This window comes from Pigmentiphaga kullae, from assembly GCF_004216695.1.
GTDB classification, from domain to species: Bacteria; Pseudomonadota; Gammaproteobacteria; order Burkholderiales; family Burkholderiaceae_B; genus Pigmentiphaga; species Pigmentiphaga kullae.
Genome location: NZ_SGXC01000003.1, coordinates 819,785 through 833,635, shown reverse-complemented (window position 1 = coordinate 833,635; position 13,851 = coordinate 819,785). Strand labels below are relative to the sequence as shown.

The following is a 13,851-nucleotide window of genomic DNA, read 5'->3' as shown; positions in this document are numbered from 1 at the left end:
CCGGTTCCCGCTCAGACCTGCATGTTCATGACTTCGTTGTAGGCCGCGATCACGCGATTGCGCGCCTGCGCCAGCATCTGGAACGACAGGCTGGCCTTGTTCATGGCGATCATCGTGGTTTCCAGGCCGACTTCGGGATCGCCCTGCTGGTAGGCCTTCTGGACGGCGCTGGCCTCGGACTGGGCACGCTGCACGCCCTGGATCGCATCGACCAGCACGTTGGCGAACGAGGCCGGGGCCGCGCCGGCGGCCGCGCCACCACCCATCAGGGCATCGGGCCGCGACAGCATCTGCGCCGCGCGCGCCATGCCGGTCGAGCCGGCCTGCCCGGCCGAAGCGGCGATCACGTCCTGGATGCGGTCCATATGCGGTTTCCCATGGGCGATTCTGTGGAGCCTGGGATAGTAGCCGCGGCGGGAAGGAAGCAGACCGGGAAGTACCGGGGCAAAACCCGTCTATTCCTTCCTTCGTTGTGACATTCTGCATCAAATAATACAAGCCCTGGGAAATGGGACGCTCCGGCGCCCCTTCTTCTTGTTTGGTATTCAACGCCCCGCTTCACTACATGGCCGACGACACGCAGAACCAACCCGCCGCCGGGGCATCACGCGGTAACAAGCTCCTGCAGGCGTTCGGCAGGCTGCCCACGCGCCACCGGCTTGCCCTGTTGATCGGCATCCCCATGCTCATGGCCGTCGTGGTCGCCGCGCTGCTGTGGAGCCGCGACCCGGAGTACCGCGTCCTGTTCAGCGGCCTGTCCGACCAGGACGGCGGGACCATCGTCGCCGCGTTGCAACAGCAGAAAATCCCCTACCGGATCGCCGACGGTGGCAGCGTCATCCTGGTGCCGCCCGGCCAGGTCCACGAAGTGCGGCTGCGCCTGGCCTCGCAGGGGCTGCCCCGCGCCGGCAACGTCGGCTTCGAGCTGATGGACAACAGCCGCCTGGGCCTCACCCAGTTCCAGGAACAGGTGAACTACCAGCGCGCGCTGGAAGGCGAACTGGCCCGCTCCATCCAGAGCCTGGGCACCGTCAAGAGCGCGCGGGTCCACCTGGCCATTCCCAAGCCCAGCATCTTCATGCGCGAGCAGAACCGCCCCACCGCGTCGGTGCTGGTGCAGATGCTGCCCGGCCGGGTGCTGGAACGCGGCCAGGTCGCCGGCATCGTCCACCTGGTTTCCTCCTCCGTTCCCGAACTGGCGCCCGGCGCGGTCAGCGTGGTGGACCAGACCGGCACCCTGCTGTCGGCCAACGACACCGATCCGAACGGCCTGGATGCCACCCAGCTCGAATACCTGCGCACGCTGGAGCGCCAGTACACCCGCCGCATCTCCGAGCTGATCTCGCCCATCGTCGGCGCCCAGAACCTGCGCGCGCAGGTCGCCATCGACCTGGATTTCAGCCGGCACGAGCAGACCGACGAGATCTATCGCCCCAACGGCGCCTCGCCCGACCAGGCCGCCATCCGCAGCCGGCAAAGCTCGGAATCGCGCGAGCCGGCGCTGGGCATGGACGGCGGCGTGCCGGGCACGCTCAGCAACACGCCGCCCGGGGTCGCCATCGCCCCCACCACCGGCGGCGCCGCCACCAACCCGCCCGCGCCGGGCACGCAGGCCCAGCCCCCCGCGCAGAACGTGAAGCGGGCGGACACCACCAACTACGAGCTCGACAAGACCGTGCGCTACGTGCGCGAGCCCGTGGGCCGCATCAAGCGCCTGTCCGCCGCCGTGGTGGTCAACCACCGCACCAGCGTGGTCAAGGGCCAGCCGGTCAGCACACCGCTCGGCGATGCCGAACTGGCGCAGATCAAGGCGCTGGTCAACGAGGCCGTCGGCTTCGATGCGCAGCGCCGCGACTCGGTATCGGTCATCAGCATCCCGTTCAACGAAGCCGCCGCCGAAGCCGCCGCCGAGCCGGCGTTCTGGCAGCAGCCGGAGTTCGTCAACCTGGCACGCGACATAGGCGTGGCGCTGGTCCTTGCGCTGGCGGTGCTGTACCTGATCATCGGCGTGATCCGCCCCGCCATCAAGCAACTGACCGCGCCCCCGCCGCCGCCCGAGCCGGCCTTTACGGCCGCCAGCCCCGCGATGATGGCCGAGGCCCCTGCCGAAGCCGTCGAGGAACAGCCGGAAGACCCGCTGGAAAAGGTCCGCCGCTTCGCCCGGGAGAACCCGCAGGTCGTGGCCACGGTGATCCGACAGTGGGTGAACGATGTATAGCCCCCCCCTACGCGCTTCGCGCGCCCCCCAGGGGGCGATGCGGGTGGACCGGCGGAGCCGGATCCACCGCATCCTGGGTCTAGTACCCGTTTCTTGGATTGTTGCGTCGGTGCTGTCGCTGGCTGCCGGCGGGTACGACGAAGTGGTAAGCCGATGATGAACGTAGTCAATGCCGAACCCGACCAGGGGGTGGCCGATGGGGCCATCCTGTTGTTGTCGCTGGGAGAGGAAGAGGCGGCCGAGGTGCTGAAGTATCTGTCGCCGCGCGAGGTGCAGAAGCTGGGTACGGCGATGGCCGGGATGCAGGGGATCGCGCGCGAGGCCATGGACCAGGTGATCCAGCGCTTCGAGACGGACATCGGCGCGCACACGGGGCTCGGGGCCGATGCCGATGCCTATCTGCGCAGCGTGCTGACCAAGGCGCTGGGCGCGGACAAGGCGGGATTCCTGCTGGACCGCATTCTGCACACCGGCGACACCTCGGGCATCGAGAGCCTGAAGTGGATGGACCCGGCCAGCGTGGCCGAGCTGATCCGCCATGAGCACCCCCAGATCATCGCCTCGATCCTGGTGCACCTGGAGGCCGACCAGTCGGCCGCGGTGATCAACTACCTGACCGAGCGCGTGCGTGCCGACGTGCTGTTGCGCATCGCCACGCTGGACGGCATCCAGCCGGCCGCGCTGCGCGAGCTGAACGACGTGCTGCTGAAGATGCTCTCGGGCAACGAGCAGATCAAGCGCCGCAAGCTGGGCGGAGTCAAGACCGCGGCCGACATCCTCAACTACGTGGGCTCGTCGTCCGAGCACCAGATCCTGTCCATCGTCAAGCAGGTCGACACGGAACTGGCGCAGCGCATCATCGACGAGATGTTCACCTTCGAAAACCTGATCGACGCCGACGACCGCGGCATGCAGCTGCTGCTGCGCGAGGTCACGCCCGACTCGCTCATCCTCGCGCTCAAGGGCGCCAGCACCGAGCTGCGCGCCAAGGTGTTCCGCTGCATGCCGGCCCGCGCCGCGCAGCAGCTGCGCGAGGACCTGGATGTGCGCGGTCCGGTCAAGATCTCCGAGGTCGAGGCGCAGCAGAAGGAAATACTGAAGGTCGCGCGCCGGCTGACCGAGTCCGGCGACCTGGCCATCAACGGCATGGGCGAGGAACAGTATGTCTGAGCCGCTGCCGGGCGCCCGCCGCATCCTGCGCGCCGACGAAGGCCGCCACCTGCCCGTCTGGCGCCTGGACACCTTCGGCGAAGCATCCATGCAGGGCGAGACCCGGCGCCGGCCACAAACGCCGGAAGAAAAGCGCGCGATCGAAACGGCGCTGGCCGCCGCCCGGCAGGAGGCCGACCGCCGCGCCCGCGAGGAAACCGTGCGGCGCGAAACCGCGACGCCCGCCCCCGCCGCGGCCGAAGCGGCGCCGCTTCCCGCCGATCCGGTACCGGCCGTCGACCCGGCCGAGGTCGAGCGCATCAAGACGGCGGCCTTCGACGAAGGCTATGCGGCGGGCTACGACCACGGCAGCGCCGCGGCCCGGCGCGAGGCCGAGCAATTGCAGACGATGGCGCGCGCCGCCTCCGACGTGTTCGACCGCTTCGAGACCGGCCTGGCTCCCCGACTGCTGGAGCTGGCGGCCGAGATCGCGCGCCAGGTCATCCAGCGCGAATTGGCCCTGGACAACAACGTGATCCTGGCGGTGGTGCGCGACGCCTTCAACCAGCTCATCGGCGGAGAAACCGGCAAGCAACTGCTGCTGCACCCGTCCGACGTGCAACTGGTGCGCGCCCACCTGGGCGAGGAACTCGAACTGGGGCAGTGGAAGATCGTCGAGGATGCCGGCGTCCAGGCCGGCGGCTGCCGGATATCCACCCAGCAGTCCGATATCGACGCGACCCTGGGTACGCGCTGGAAGCGCACCCTGGCCACGCTGGGCCAGGACAGCCCCTGGAGCGACGAGCGTGCATGACGCCACCGCCAGCCTGGCCCGTTTCGTCGAAGGCTGCACCGCCCGCGTGCGCACGGCGGCGCCCGTGGCCGCGTCGGGCCGCCTGACGCGCGTGGCCGGCCTGGTCATGGAGGCCGTGGGCCTGAAGCTGCCGGTGGGCAGCACCTGCCGGATCATGCAGGCGCACGACCGCGCCGCCGAGGCCGAGGTGGTGGGCTTCAACGGCGAACGGCTGTTCCTGATGCCATCCAGCGAACTACATGGACTGACGGCGGGATCGCTGGTCATGCCGCTCGAGCCGCAGCGTCCGGCCCCCGCCTACCCACCGGCCGACGAAGCCGCCGGACAGAGCCTCCCAACCGAGGAAATCACCAAGCACCTGCCCGTCGGCGACGCACTGCTGGGGCGCGTGGTGGACGGCGCCGGGCGCCCGCTCGACCGGCTGGGCCCGATCACCTCCGCCCAGCGCGCACCGCTGGCCGCGCGGCCGGTCAATCCCATCGAGCGCCAACCCATCGAACGCCCCCTGGACGTGGGCGTGCGCGCCATCAACGCCATGCTGACGGTAGGGCGCGGACAGCGCATGGGCCTGTTCGCCGGCTCGGGCGTCGGCAAGAGCGTGCTGCTGGGCATGATGGCACGCTACACCGAGGCCGACGTGACCGTGGTGGGCCTGATCGGCGAACGCGGCCGCGAGGTCAAGGAATTCATCGACCACATTCTCGGCCCGGAAGGACTGGCGCGGTCGGTCGTGGTGGCGGCGCCCGCCGACGCCGCGCCGCTGATGCGCCTGCAGGGCGCGGCCTACGCCACGGTACTGGCCGAGCATTTCCGCGATCAGGGCAAGAACGTGCTGCTGATCATGGATTCGCTCACGCGCTACGCGATGGCGCAGCGGGAGATCGCGCTGGCCATCGGCGAGCCGCCCGCCACCAAGGGCTATCCGCCATCGGTGTTCGCCAAGCTGCCCGCGCTGGTCGAACGCGCGGGCAACGGCACGCACGGCGCCGGCTCGATCACCGCGTTCTACACGGTACTGACCGAAGGCGACGACCAGCAGGACCCGATCGCCGATTCGGCCCGCGCCATCCTGGACGGCCACATCGTACTCAACCGGGCGCTGGCCGACACCGGCCACTACCCCGCCATCGACATCGAACAATCGATCTCGCGGGCCATGCACAACATCGTCGATGCCCAACAGCAACGTCACGCGCGCACGCTGAAAAAGTTGTTCTCCCGCTATCAGCGCTCGCGCGATCTGATCCAGGTGGGCGCCTACGTGCCGGGCACCGACGCCGAACTCGACCAGGCCATCGCGGCGCACGCCACCATCGGCAATTTCCTGCAGCAGGACATGCAAGACCGTGCGCCCTATGCCGACAGCCTGACCCTGATGACCGCCATCGCCGAACATTTCGGCGCCGGCACCTGATCCGCCCCAAAGGTCCGCCATGACGTCCACCACCACGCTCGCCACGCTGATCGAACTTGCGGAAGGCCGCAAGAACAAGGCCGCCCAGGAGTTCGCCCAGGCCGCCGCGGCACACTCGCGCGCCCGCGAGCGCCTGGTGCTGATCGAGAACTACCGGTCGGATTACGAGTCGCGCATGCGCAACCAGACCGGCATCGGCCTGGACGGCACGCTGGTCGGCAACTACGCCCGCTTCATCCAGCAACTGAGCGAGGCCGTCGAACAGCAGTCGCAGGAGGTCGAACGCTGCGCGGGCCACATGCACTCGACCCGAGCGGCGTTCTTCGACGAGGAACGCAAGCTCAAGTCCCTGGAGATCCTGGCCCAGCGGGAAACCCAGCGCCAGCAATCGACCGAGGCCAGGCGCATGCAGAAGCAGATCGACGAATTCGCCAGCCGCCGGCATTTCGGCACCCCAACGGGATACGCGGTATGACCGCGCTTCCCGTCTCGTTCGCCCAGCCCCCGGCCGCGCCCCCGCCCGCTCCGGCCGGATCCGGCGACGGCGCGCCGGCCGACCTGCCCTTCGAGGACATGCTCGCGGCGGCGTCGCAAGTGCCGGAACCCGCCAGGACGGACACTCCGGCACAGACCGAAGCGGCGGATACCGATACCCCCAGCGGCCAGGACGACGCCGCCCCCACCATCGCGCCGGACCTGCCCTGGCTGTCGCAGTGGGCCGGCTACCTCGCGCCGCCCGCCATGGCGCCCGTGGTCGCGGCCCTTGCGCCGGAAGGCGCCGCCGATGCCATCAATGCCGTCAGTGCCGGCGATGCCCCGGCCCCGGCAGCCGTGCCGGCATCCGCGACGCAGGCCGATCCCGCCGCCCTGCCCTCCGCCGTGGCCGAACAGGATGCCGTCGCCCTGGCGACGAACCCGGCTGCCGGCGTGACCGCGCGCCCCGCCGCTGCGGCGCCCGCCGCCGGCACGGCCCCGGAGGCCGCCGGCCGGCGCGTGGATCGGACAGCTTCCGTACCTCGCGCCCAGCCACTGGCGTCCTCCCAGCCTGCCGCCGTGGAACCCGCCGCCTCCAAGGCATCCGATCCCGTCGCGGTGCTGCAGGCGTCCGCCACGGTGCCGGTCAACACCCCGCCGTCCCATCACACGCCGGCGCCATCGGTGCGCGGCGAACTGCCCACCGTGCCGGGCGCCCCGGTGCAACTGCACACCGGCGCCTTGCAGGACCGCATCGACACGGCCTTGCGCTGGATGGCCGCGGGTCCCCTGCAAACCGCGCAGCTGCGTGTCGATCCCGAGGCGCTGGGGCCCATCACGATCCACCTGCGGCTGGACGGCGACGCCGCCAGCGTGGTGTTCGGCAGCAACCACGAATCGACGCGCCAGGCGCTGGAGAACTCGCTGGCCGGCCTGAAGGACGTGTTGGCCGCCAACGGGCTGAGCCTGGGCCAGGCCTCGGTCGGCAGCGAACAGCAGAGCGGTTTCCTGGCCGCCCGGCAGTTCGCCGGACGCGAGGCACCGGCAAACCGCGCGCCGGCCGCCGGCGGCGACGCCACCAGCCTTGCCGCGAGCCCGGCCGCTCCCGCCGTGCGCGGCACCTCGACGGGCAACGGCATGGTCGACCTGTACGCATGAGGCCGCCGCGGGCCGGCCCGGCCGGCCAACCGCGGGATTTCCCCTGCTGTTCCACCGATCGTTGCCGATCCGCGTCTGGATAATGCAGTCTCGGGGCAGTTCGCTGCCCTTTCCCACCGACTCCGGAGATGTTGTTCATGGCCGAGGCCATAGTCCCTGTGAAACGTACCCGCACCTGGCTGTTCGTGCTGGGCGGACTCGTACTGCTGGTCGTGATCGCGGCCATGGCCGCGCTGCTGCTCGTCCACAACAAGCAATTGGCCAACTTCGAGACCTACAGCTATCCCGGATTGCAGGAAGACGACGACCCGACCCAACCCAGGCCCCCCGCGGCGCCTGCCCCCACCGCGTCCGCGAACCCGGGCAAGCGCGTCTTCACGCCGCTGGACCTGTTCACGGCCAACCTGGCCGAGCGCGACAACGACCGCTTCGCGCAGGTGGGAATCGTGATCGAGGTGGGAGACGCCAAGGCGGGCGCCGCCTTGAACGCGGTCGTTCCTCCCATCCGCAGCGACATCCTGCTGCTGCTGAGTTCCAAGACCGCCGACGAACTGCTCAGCCTGAAGGGCAAGCAGGCCCTGGCCACGCAGGTCGTCGACATCGCCCGGAAATACATTGCGCCGGAATTCCGTTCCAATGTTTACGCCGCGCATTTCTCCAGTTTCGTGATCCAGTAGGTCTCGTTGCGCCGTGACGCCGATGACGCCTTCCCACGACGCCGCCCGGAGCGCCCACGATGGCCGGTGAATTCCTGTCGCAAGACGAAGTCGACGCCCTGTTGCGGGGCGTCACGGGCGAGCACGACGAGCTGCCCAAGGAAGAAGAGCCGGCCGGCATACGTCCCTACAACCTGGCCAAGCAGGAGCGCATCGTGCGCGGCCGCATGCCGTCGCTCGAGATCATCCACGATCGCTTCGGCCGCCTGTTGCGCGTGGGGCTGTTCAACTTCCTGCGGCGCAACCCCGAGATCTCGGTCGGCCCGGTGCGGCTGGTCAAGTACAGCGAGTTCCTGCGCAACATCGTCGTCCCGACCAACCTGAACATCGTCTCGCTCAAGCCCCTGCGGGGCAATGCCCTGTTCATCTTCGAGCCGCGGCTGGTTTTCTCGGTCATCGACAACCTGTTCGGCGGCGACGGCCGCTATCACACCCGGGTCGAGGGACGCGACTTCACCGCCACCGAGCAGCGCATCATCCAGCGCATGCTGGCGGTGGTGCTGGACGAATACGCCAAGGCGTGGGCCGCCGTCCACCCCATGCACTTCGAATACCAGCGCGCCGAAATGCACACGCAGTTCGCCAACATCGCCACGCCGTCCGAGATCGTCGTCTGCTCGACGTTCTCGATCGAATTCGGCTCGTCCGGCGGCGACCTGCACATCTGTTTTCCGTACGCGTCGGTCGAGCCCATCCGCGATGCGCTGTACAGCCCCGTCCAGGGCGACCAGATGGAACCCGACAAGCGCTGGCTGCGCATGCTCTCCAAGCAGATCCAGCTGGCCGACGTCGAGATGGTGGTCAACCTGGCCCAGAGCGAACTGGTGTTGCGCGACCTGCTGAACATGCAGAAGGGCGACGTCATCCCGATCGACATCGCCCCCACGCTGCCCGCCTATGTGGACGGCGTGCCCATATTCGACTGCAAGATCGGCGTCAGCAACGGGCAGTACGCGATCCGCATCGGCAAGGTGCTGGCCACCCTGCAATCGGAAAACCAGTTAGGAGATGAGAATGGAAGCGGATCCTGAACACCTGCCCGAGCCGCCCGGCGCCACGGCCGACGACGACTGGGCCGCGGCGCTGGCCGAACAGTCGCAGGCCGGCGCGGCCGCGCGCCCCGCCGACGAACTGTTCGAGCAGTTCACCCCCGGCGAGGAAACGTCCAGGACGGTCAACGACATCGAGATCATCATGGACATCCCGGTCACCTTGACCGTGGAGCTGGGCCGCACCCGCATCCCCATCAAGCAGATCCTGCAACTGGCGCAGGGATCGGTGGTGGAACTCGACGGCCTGGCAGGCGAGCCCATGGACGTGATGGTCAACGGCTGCCTGATCGCCCAGGGCGAGGTGGTCGTGGTCAACGACAAATTCGGTATCCGGCTGACCGACATCGTCACGCCGTCCGAGCGGCTGCGCCGCCTCAACCGCTAGCCGCCCCGATGATTTCCCCCGGTTCCACCCTGCAGACCGTGCTGGCGCTGGCCGCCGTGCTGGCGCTGATCATGGCCTGCGCCTGGCTGCTGCGGCGCGTGCAGCGGCCCCAGGCCGGCGGCGCCAACCCGCTGCGGCTGCGCGGCCAGTTGATGGTCGGGCCGCGCGAACGCGTGGTCCTGGTCGAAGTGGCCGGCCAATGGATCGTTGCCGGCGTCTCGGCCGGCAGCGTCCGGCCGCTGGCCGTGCTGCCGCGCCCCGACGACGCGCCCCCGGCGGAATCCGCCGCGGCCGCCCCGCTGCCCGACTTTCGCACGCTCCTGGCCCGCTTCGGCAAGCAATGATGCGCGCGCCTCTGGTTTCCATCGCCCTGCTTTTGCTGCTGGCCGCCGGCGGCGTCCATGCGCAGGAAGCCGGCATCCCGGCCCTGACCAGCAGCCCCGGCCCGGGCGGCGGCACCACCTGGTCGCTGTCGCTGCAGACGCTGCTGGTGCTGTCGGCGCTGAGCTTCCTGCCCGCCGTATTGCTGATGATGACCAGCTTCACGCGCATCATCATCGTGCTCTCGCTGCTGCGCAGCGCGCTGGGCCTGCAGGGCTCGCCGCCCAACATGGTGCTGATCGGGCTGGCGCTGTTCATGACCCTGTTCATCATGACGCCCACGTTCGACAAGGTCTATACCGAGGCCTACCAGCCCTTCGACAGCAAGCAGATCGATTTCCGGGAAGCCGTGGACAAGGCCCAGGCGCCGATGAAGGATTTCATGCTCAGGCAGACCCGCGAGTCCGATCTGGCGCTGTTCATGCGCCTGGCCGGCACGCCGCCGGTATCCGAGGCGGCCCAGCTGCCGCTGCGCGTGGTGGTGCCCGCCTTCGTGACCAGCGAGCTGAAGACGGCGTTCCAGATCGGCTTCATGGTCTTCCTGCCCTTTCTGGTCATCGACCTGGTCGTATCCAGCGTGCTGATGTCCATGGGCATGATGATGCTGTCGCCGGTGCTTATCTCGCTGCCGTTCAAGCTCATGCTGTTCGTCCTGGCCGACGGCTGGAACCTGCTGATCGGCAGCCTGGTGGCCAGCTTCCGATGAACCTCCTTGCGCCGCGTTGCGCGCGCCTGACCAAGGGCCTCTCATGAACAGTACCGCCGGCATCCTGACCCTGGCGCAAGAGGCGGTGCAGATCGCCATCTACCTTGCCGCCCCGCTGCTGTTGTCGGCCCTGGTCGTGGGCCTGGTCATCAGCGTGCTGCAGGCCGCGACCCAGATCAACGAAATGACCCTGTCCTTCGTGCCCAAGCTGGTCGCCATCTTCGCCGCCGCACTGATCGCGGGCCCGTGGATGCTGTCGATGATGACCGACTACATCCGGCGGCTGTTCGAGAACATTCCCTTCATGCTCGGCTGAGCTGCGCCGTCCGTGCTCAGCTTCACCGACGCCGACATCCACGCCGCGATCGCGGCGCTGCTGTGGCCGTTCGTGCGCACCCTGGCGCTGGTGCAGACCGCGCCGATATTCGGACATCGCGCCGTACCCCAGCGGGTCAAGGTCGGCCTGGCGCTCCTGATCTCCGTCCTGGTCGCCCCTGCGGTGCCCGCCGCGCCGGTGGACGCGTTCTCCGGCACCGGCCTGCTGCTGCTCCTGCAGCAGATCATCGTGGGCGCGGCCATGGGCTTCGGCCTGCGCGCGGTCTTCGCCGCCTTCGAACTGGCGGGCGACCTGGTGGGATTGCAGATGGGCCTGGGCTTCGCGTCCTTCCTGGACCCGCAGCGCGGCGCGCCTTCGCCGCTGCTGGCCAACTTCCTGATGCTGTCGGCCATGCTTGCCTTCCTGGCCACCGACGGCCACCTGACGCTGCTGCTGACCCTGGGCGACAGCTTCCGCATCATTCCCGTTACGCCGCATCCGCTGGACAACCTGGACTGGATGCGGCTGGCCAACCTGGGCACCATCGTCTTCGCGGGCGGGCTGCAGATCGCGCTGCCGGTGCTGGCCGCGGTCCTGTCCATCAACATCGCGCTGGGCTTCGTCTCGCGCAGCGCGCCCCAGCTCAACATCTTCAACCTGGGTTTCGCGGTCACACTACTGGCGGGACTGCTGCTGCTGTGGCTGACCTTCAGCGTGCTGGCCGGCCCCATGGAACGCATCGTGGGCATCGCGGTGCCCTACTTCAAGACAGCCGTCATCCGCTGACGGCAACGGCCCTGTCCAGGCCTACCAGTCCGGCTGCCGAGGCTCGCTGCGCACCCGGCTCAGATGGGCGCCGATGCGCGGCCCGGGAAACACCAGGCTGATGCGGGTGCCCGCAAACTCGGGGCGGCTGCGCAGGTCCCAGTGCGCGCCGTGCGCCTCGGCGATCTCCTTGACGATGGCCAGCCCCAGCCCCGAGCCCCCTGCCTGGGAATTCTTCGCCCGGTAGAAGGCATCGAAGACCCGCGCCCTGTCCTCGGCCGCGATGCCGGGTCCGTCGTCCTCCACGACCAGGCTGGGCGGCGAATCGTTCACCCGCAGCACGATCTCGCCCGGCCCGCCGTGATAGCGGATGGCGTTGTCGATCAGGTTGCCCAGCAGTTGGTCGAGCAGCACCGCGTCGCCGTCGACCCAGACCGCTTCGTCGGGCGCGATCAACACGATCTCGACCTGCGCATGGCGCGCCGCCGGCACCCAGCGCGCGCCGCACTCGCGCGTCAATTCGGTCAGGTCGATGCGAGCAAAGGTATCGCGCGGACGCACGTTGGCGTCGATGCGCGCCAGCACCAGCAATTGCTCGCCGACCCGGATCATGCGGTCGGCGGCGGCCTTGATCCGTTCGGCGCGCTGGCGCACGTCGTCCGGCACCGGACGGGCCAGCATCAGTTCGGACTCCAGCTTGAGCCCGCTGAGCGGCGTGCGCAGCTGGTGCGCCGCATGGCCGATGAAGCGGCGCTGCGCGGCCACCGCCTCGTCCAGCCGGCCCAGCAGCGAATTCGTCTTGGCGATGAGCGGCGTCAGTTCGCTCGGCACGTCATCGCCGCCTATGGGCTGCAGGTCGTCGATGCTGCGGCTCTCGATCTCGTCCGACAGCTTGCTGACCGACTCCAGCCCCGAACGCACGGCGGTGACGATGACAAAGCCCAGCAGCGCGATCAGCAGCAACTGGCCCGCCACCAGCACCGACAGGATCTCCTCGATGAAACGGCTGCGGGTGTTCAGGGTCTCGGCCATCGCCACTTCGACCAGGTAGTCGTCGACGCTGAAGTCCAGCGCCACCGCGCGCACCGGCAGGCCTTCCACGAGCGAATCGTAGATCGTCGGCACGGCCTTGTTGATGCGGTCGAGCAGCGCGAGCGGCTCGACCTCGTCGTCCGCGGCGCTGTCCGGATCGTCCACCATCGGCGGCGAAGGCAGGACAGCCGTTCCCGCGATGATCTCGCCGTCGACGCTGATGCGGAAATAGGTCCGCTCGTCGGGATCGGTGGTCAGGAAACGGGTGGTGTTCCAGGCCGGGTCGAGTTGCGGCCCCTGGGGAGTCATGACGACCTGGCGCGCCAGCGCGCGGGTGGTGTCGATCAGCGCGCGGTCGTGGGATTGGGTATTGAGCTTGCGGGTCAGGACATAGGTGATGATGCTGTCCATCGTGGCCAGCAGCAGCACGGCGGGCAACAGCCGCACCAGCAGGTGCCAGGCCAGCGAGCGCCGGTGCAGGACCCGGGTCTGCGGAGCGGGCCGGGTCTCATTGCGCGACGGCATCGGACTCCAGCAGGTAGCCGAACCCGCGTACCGTCTGGATGCTGACCCCCGCCTTCTCGAGCCGCTTGCGCAGGCGGTAGACGTAGACCTCGACGGCGTTTTCGCTGAAATCGGCATCCCAGGCCGACAGCGAATTGACGATCTGCCGCTTGGTCACGACGCGGCCGGCACGCGCCATCAGCATCTCGAGCACGGACAGCTCGCGCACCGACAGCGCGACGCGTTCGCCGCTGACCCGCAGTTCGCGCCCTATCGTATCGAAACTCAGGGCGCCGACTTCCATGATCGGATTGACCTGGCCCGCGCGCCGCCGTATCTGGGCGCGCACCCGCGCCGCCAGCTCGGGCAGCTCGAAGGGCTTGGTGACGTAGTCGTCGGCGCCGGCATCCAGCCCCGCGACCCGGTCTTCCAGCGCGTCGCGCGCGGTCAGGATCAGGACCGGCACCGGATTTTCGTTGGCCCGCAGCCGCCGCAGCACCGTCAGGCCGTCTTCGCCCGGCAGGTTCAGGTCGAGCAGCACCAGGTCGTAGCCCTGGCTGGACAGCGCGGCCGAGGCGCGCTCGCCGCTGGAAACGAGATCGACGGCGTAGCCCTGGTCGCCCAGGAACTCGGCCAGGGCGCCCCCCAGGGTAGCGTCGTCTTCGATGACCAATACACGCATATGACAAAGCGCCGGCGAACCGGCGCAGCGAGAAAGGGGAAAGCCGCTAGGGTAAACCCAGGCGCCGCCGAAAGCTAGGGCCTGT

16 protein-coding genes are annotated in these 13,851 nt (G+C 68.9%); 13 read left to right on the top strand and 3 right to left on the bottom strand.

The window, feature by feature from the left end; translation table 11 throughout:
- Window positions 1–11: 11 nt before the first annotated feature.
- The gene (fliE, locus tag EV675_RS26735) at window positions 12–365 is read right to left on the bottom strand and encodes a flagellar hook-basal body complex protein FliE (protein WP_130361622.1); all 354 of its coding nucleotides are present in this window, start codon (window positions 363–365) and stop codon (window positions 12–14) included.
- Window positions 366–565: 200 nt separating this feature from the next.
- Here fliE and fliF point away from each other — a divergent pair, with 200 nt between their 5' ends.
- The 13 genes from fliF to fliR all read left to right on the top strand — a co-directional run bounded on the left by fliF (window position 566) and on the right by fliR (window position 11,569).
- Window positions 566–2,218: a flagellar basal-body MS-ring/collar protein FliF gene (gene fliF / locus EV675_RS26730; protein WP_130361620.1), complete on the top strand. Its 1,653-nt coding sequence runs from the start codon at window positions 566–568 to the stop codon at window positions 2,216–2,218.
- Between the two features lie 153 nt (window positions 2,219–2,371).
- Window positions 2,372–3,388 (top strand): flagellar motor switch protein FliG, encoded by a 1,017-nt coding sequence (gene fliG, locus EV675_RS26725; protein ID WP_242621607.1) that lies wholly within the window; start codon window positions 2,372–2,374, stop codon window positions 3,386–3,388.
- The gene (locus tag EV675_RS30135; RefSeq protein ID WP_130361618.1) at window positions 3,381–4,181 is read left to right on the top strand and encodes a flagellar assembly protein FliH; all 801 of its coding nucleotides are present in this window, start codon (window positions 3,381–3,383) and stop codon (window positions 4,179–4,181) included. Before fliG ends, EV675_RS30135 begins: the two co-directional genes overlap by 8 nt.
- Window positions 4,174–5,595, top strand: coding sequence for a flagellar protein export ATPase FliI (gene fliI / locus EV675_RS26715; RefSeq protein ID WP_423213246.1), 1,422 nt, complete (start codon window positions 4,174–4,176; stop codon window positions 5,593–5,595). Before EV675_RS30135 ends, fliI begins: the two co-directional genes overlap by 8 nt.
- A gap of 19 nt (window positions 5,596–5,614) precedes the next feature.
- Entirely contained in the window at window positions 5,615–6,070 is a 456-nt protein-coding gene (fliJ, locus tag EV675_RS26710; RefSeq protein ID WP_130361614.1) for a flagellar export protein FliJ, read from the top strand.
- Complete coding sequence (locus EV675_RS26705; protein ID WP_130361612.1) at window positions 6,067–7,227, top strand: flagellar hook-length control protein FliK; 1,161 nt, start codon at window positions 6,067–6,069, stop codon at window positions 7,225–7,227. Before fliJ ends, EV675_RS26705 begins: the two co-directional genes overlap by 4 nt.
- A 137-nt stretch (window positions 7,228–7,364) precedes the next feature.
- On the top strand, window positions 7,365–7,904 hold the full coding sequence (locus tag EV675_RS26700) for a flagellar basal body-associated FliL family protein (protein ID WP_165404788.1): 540 nt from the start codon (window positions 7,365–7,367) through the stop codon (window positions 7,902–7,904).
- Window positions 7,905–7,963: 59 nt separating this feature from the next.
- Window positions 7,964–8,974 carry a flagellar motor switch protein FliM gene (gene fliM / locus EV675_RS26695; RefSeq protein WP_130361608.1) on the top strand — a complete coding sequence of 337 codons (1,011 nt, stop codon included), beginning with the start codon at window positions 7,964–7,966 and terminating at the stop codon, window positions 8,972–8,974.
- Window positions 8,958–9,380 carry a flagellar motor switch protein FliN gene (gene fliN / locus EV675_RS26690; RefSeq protein ID WP_207222058.1) on the top strand — a complete coding sequence of 141 codons (423 nt, stop codon included), beginning with the start codon at window positions 8,958–8,960 and terminating at the stop codon, window positions 9,378–9,380. Before fliM ends, fliN begins: the two co-directional genes overlap by 17 nt.
- An 8-nt stretch (window positions 9,381–9,388) precedes the next feature.
- Window positions 9,389–9,724, top strand: coding sequence for a flagellar biosynthetic protein FliO (gene fliO / locus EV675_RS26685; protein ID WP_130361604.1), 336 nt, complete (start codon window positions 9,389–9,391; stop codon window positions 9,722–9,724).
- On the top strand, window positions 9,721–10,467 hold the full coding sequence (gene fliP, locus EV675_RS26680) for a flagellar type III secretion system pore protein FliP (RefSeq protein WP_130361602.1): 747 nt from the start codon (window positions 9,721–9,723) through the stop codon (window positions 10,465–10,467). Before fliO ends, fliP begins: the two co-directional genes overlap by 4 nt.
- Window positions 10,468–10,510: 43 nt before the next feature.
- Entirely contained in the window at window positions 10,511–10,783 is a 273-nt protein-coding gene (fliQ, locus tag EV675_RS26675; protein WP_130361600.1) for a flagellar biosynthesis protein FliQ, read from the top strand.
- 12 nt (window positions 10,784–10,795) lie between these two features.
- Window positions 10,796–11,569 (top strand): flagellar biosynthetic protein FliR, encoded by a 774-nt coding sequence (gene fliR, locus EV675_RS26670; RefSeq protein WP_130361598.1) that lies wholly within the window; start codon window positions 10,796–10,798, stop codon window positions 11,567–11,569.
- A 21-nt stretch (window positions 11,570–11,590) separates the two neighbouring features.
- Here fliR and EV675_RS30320 read toward each other — a convergent pair whose 3' ends face one another.
- Together EV675_RS30320 and EV675_RS26660 are read right to left on the bottom strand one after the other, a co-directional pair.
- On the bottom strand, window positions 11,591–13,105 hold the full coding sequence (locus EV675_RS30320; protein ID WP_130361596.1) for a sensor histidine kinase: 1,515 nt from the start codon (window positions 13,103–13,105) through the stop codon (window positions 11,591–11,593).
- The gene (locus EV675_RS26660; RefSeq protein WP_130361594.1) at window positions 13,089–13,766 is read right to left on the bottom strand and encodes a response regulator; all 678 of its coding nucleotides are present in this window, start codon (window positions 13,764–13,766) and stop codon (window positions 13,089–13,091) included. Before EV675_RS26660 ends, EV675_RS30320 begins: the two co-directional genes overlap by 17 nt.
- Between the last annotated feature and the right edge of the window lie 85 nt (window positions 13,767–13,851).

What these genes read in the sequence shown, in the direction of transcription:
- fliF (WP_130361620.1), top strand. Translation starts at nt 566, where the DNA reads ATGGCCGACGACACGCAGAACCAACCCGCCGCCGGGGCATCACGCGGT.
- EV675_RS30135 (WP_130361618.1), top strand. Translation starts at nt 3,381, where the DNA reads ATGTCTGAGCCGCTGCCGGGCGCCCGCCGCATCCTGCGCGCCGACGAA.
- fliQ (WP_130361600.1), top strand. Translation starts at nt 10,511, where the DNA reads ATGAACAGTACCGCCGGCATCCTGACCCTGGCGCAAGAGGCGGTGCAG.
- fliP (WP_130361602.1), top strand. Translation starts at nt 9,721, where the DNA reads ATGATGCGCGCGCCTCTGGTTTCCATCGCCCTGCTTTTGCTGCTGGCC.
- fliE (WP_130361622.1), bottom strand. Translation starts at nt 365, where the DNA reads ATGGACCGCATCCAGGACGTGATCGCCGCTTCGGCCGGGCAGGCCGGC.
- fliG (WP_242621607.1), top strand. Translation starts at nt 2,372, where the DNA reads ATGATGAACGTAGTCAATGCCGAACCCGACCAGGGGGTGGCCGATGGG.
- EV675_RS30320 (WP_130361596.1), bottom strand. Translation starts at nt 13,105, where the DNA reads ATGCCGTCGCGCAATGAGACCCGGCCCGCTCCGCAGACCCGGGTCCTG.
- fliN (WP_207222058.1), top strand. Translation starts at nt 8,958, where the DNA reads ATGGAAGCGGATCCTGAACACCTGCCCGAGCCGCCCGGCGCCACGGCC.
- EV675_RS26660 (WP_130361594.1), bottom strand. Translation starts at nt 13,766, where the DNA reads ATGCGTGTATTGGTCATCGAAGACGACGCTACCCTGGGGGGCGCCCTG.
- fliO (WP_130361604.1), top strand. Translation starts at nt 9,389, where the DNA reads ATGATTTCCCCCGGTTCCACCCTGCAGACCGTGCTGGCGCTGGCCGCC.
- fliJ (WP_130361614.1), top strand. Translation starts at nt 5,615, where the DNA reads ATGACGTCCACCACCACGCTCGCCACGCTGATCGAACTTGCGGAAGGC.
- EV675_RS26700 (WP_165404788.1), top strand. Translation starts at nt 7,365, where the DNA reads ATGGCCGAGGCCATAGTCCCTGTGAAACGTACCCGCACCTGGCTGTTC.
- fliM (WP_130361608.1), top strand. Translation starts at nt 7,964, where the DNA reads ATGGCCGGTGAATTCCTGTCGCAAGACGAAGTCGACGCCCTGTTGCGG.
- EV675_RS26705 (WP_130361612.1), top strand. Translation starts at nt 6,067, where the DNA reads ATGACCGCGCTTCCCGTCTCGTTCGCCCAGCCCCCGGCCGCGCCCCCG.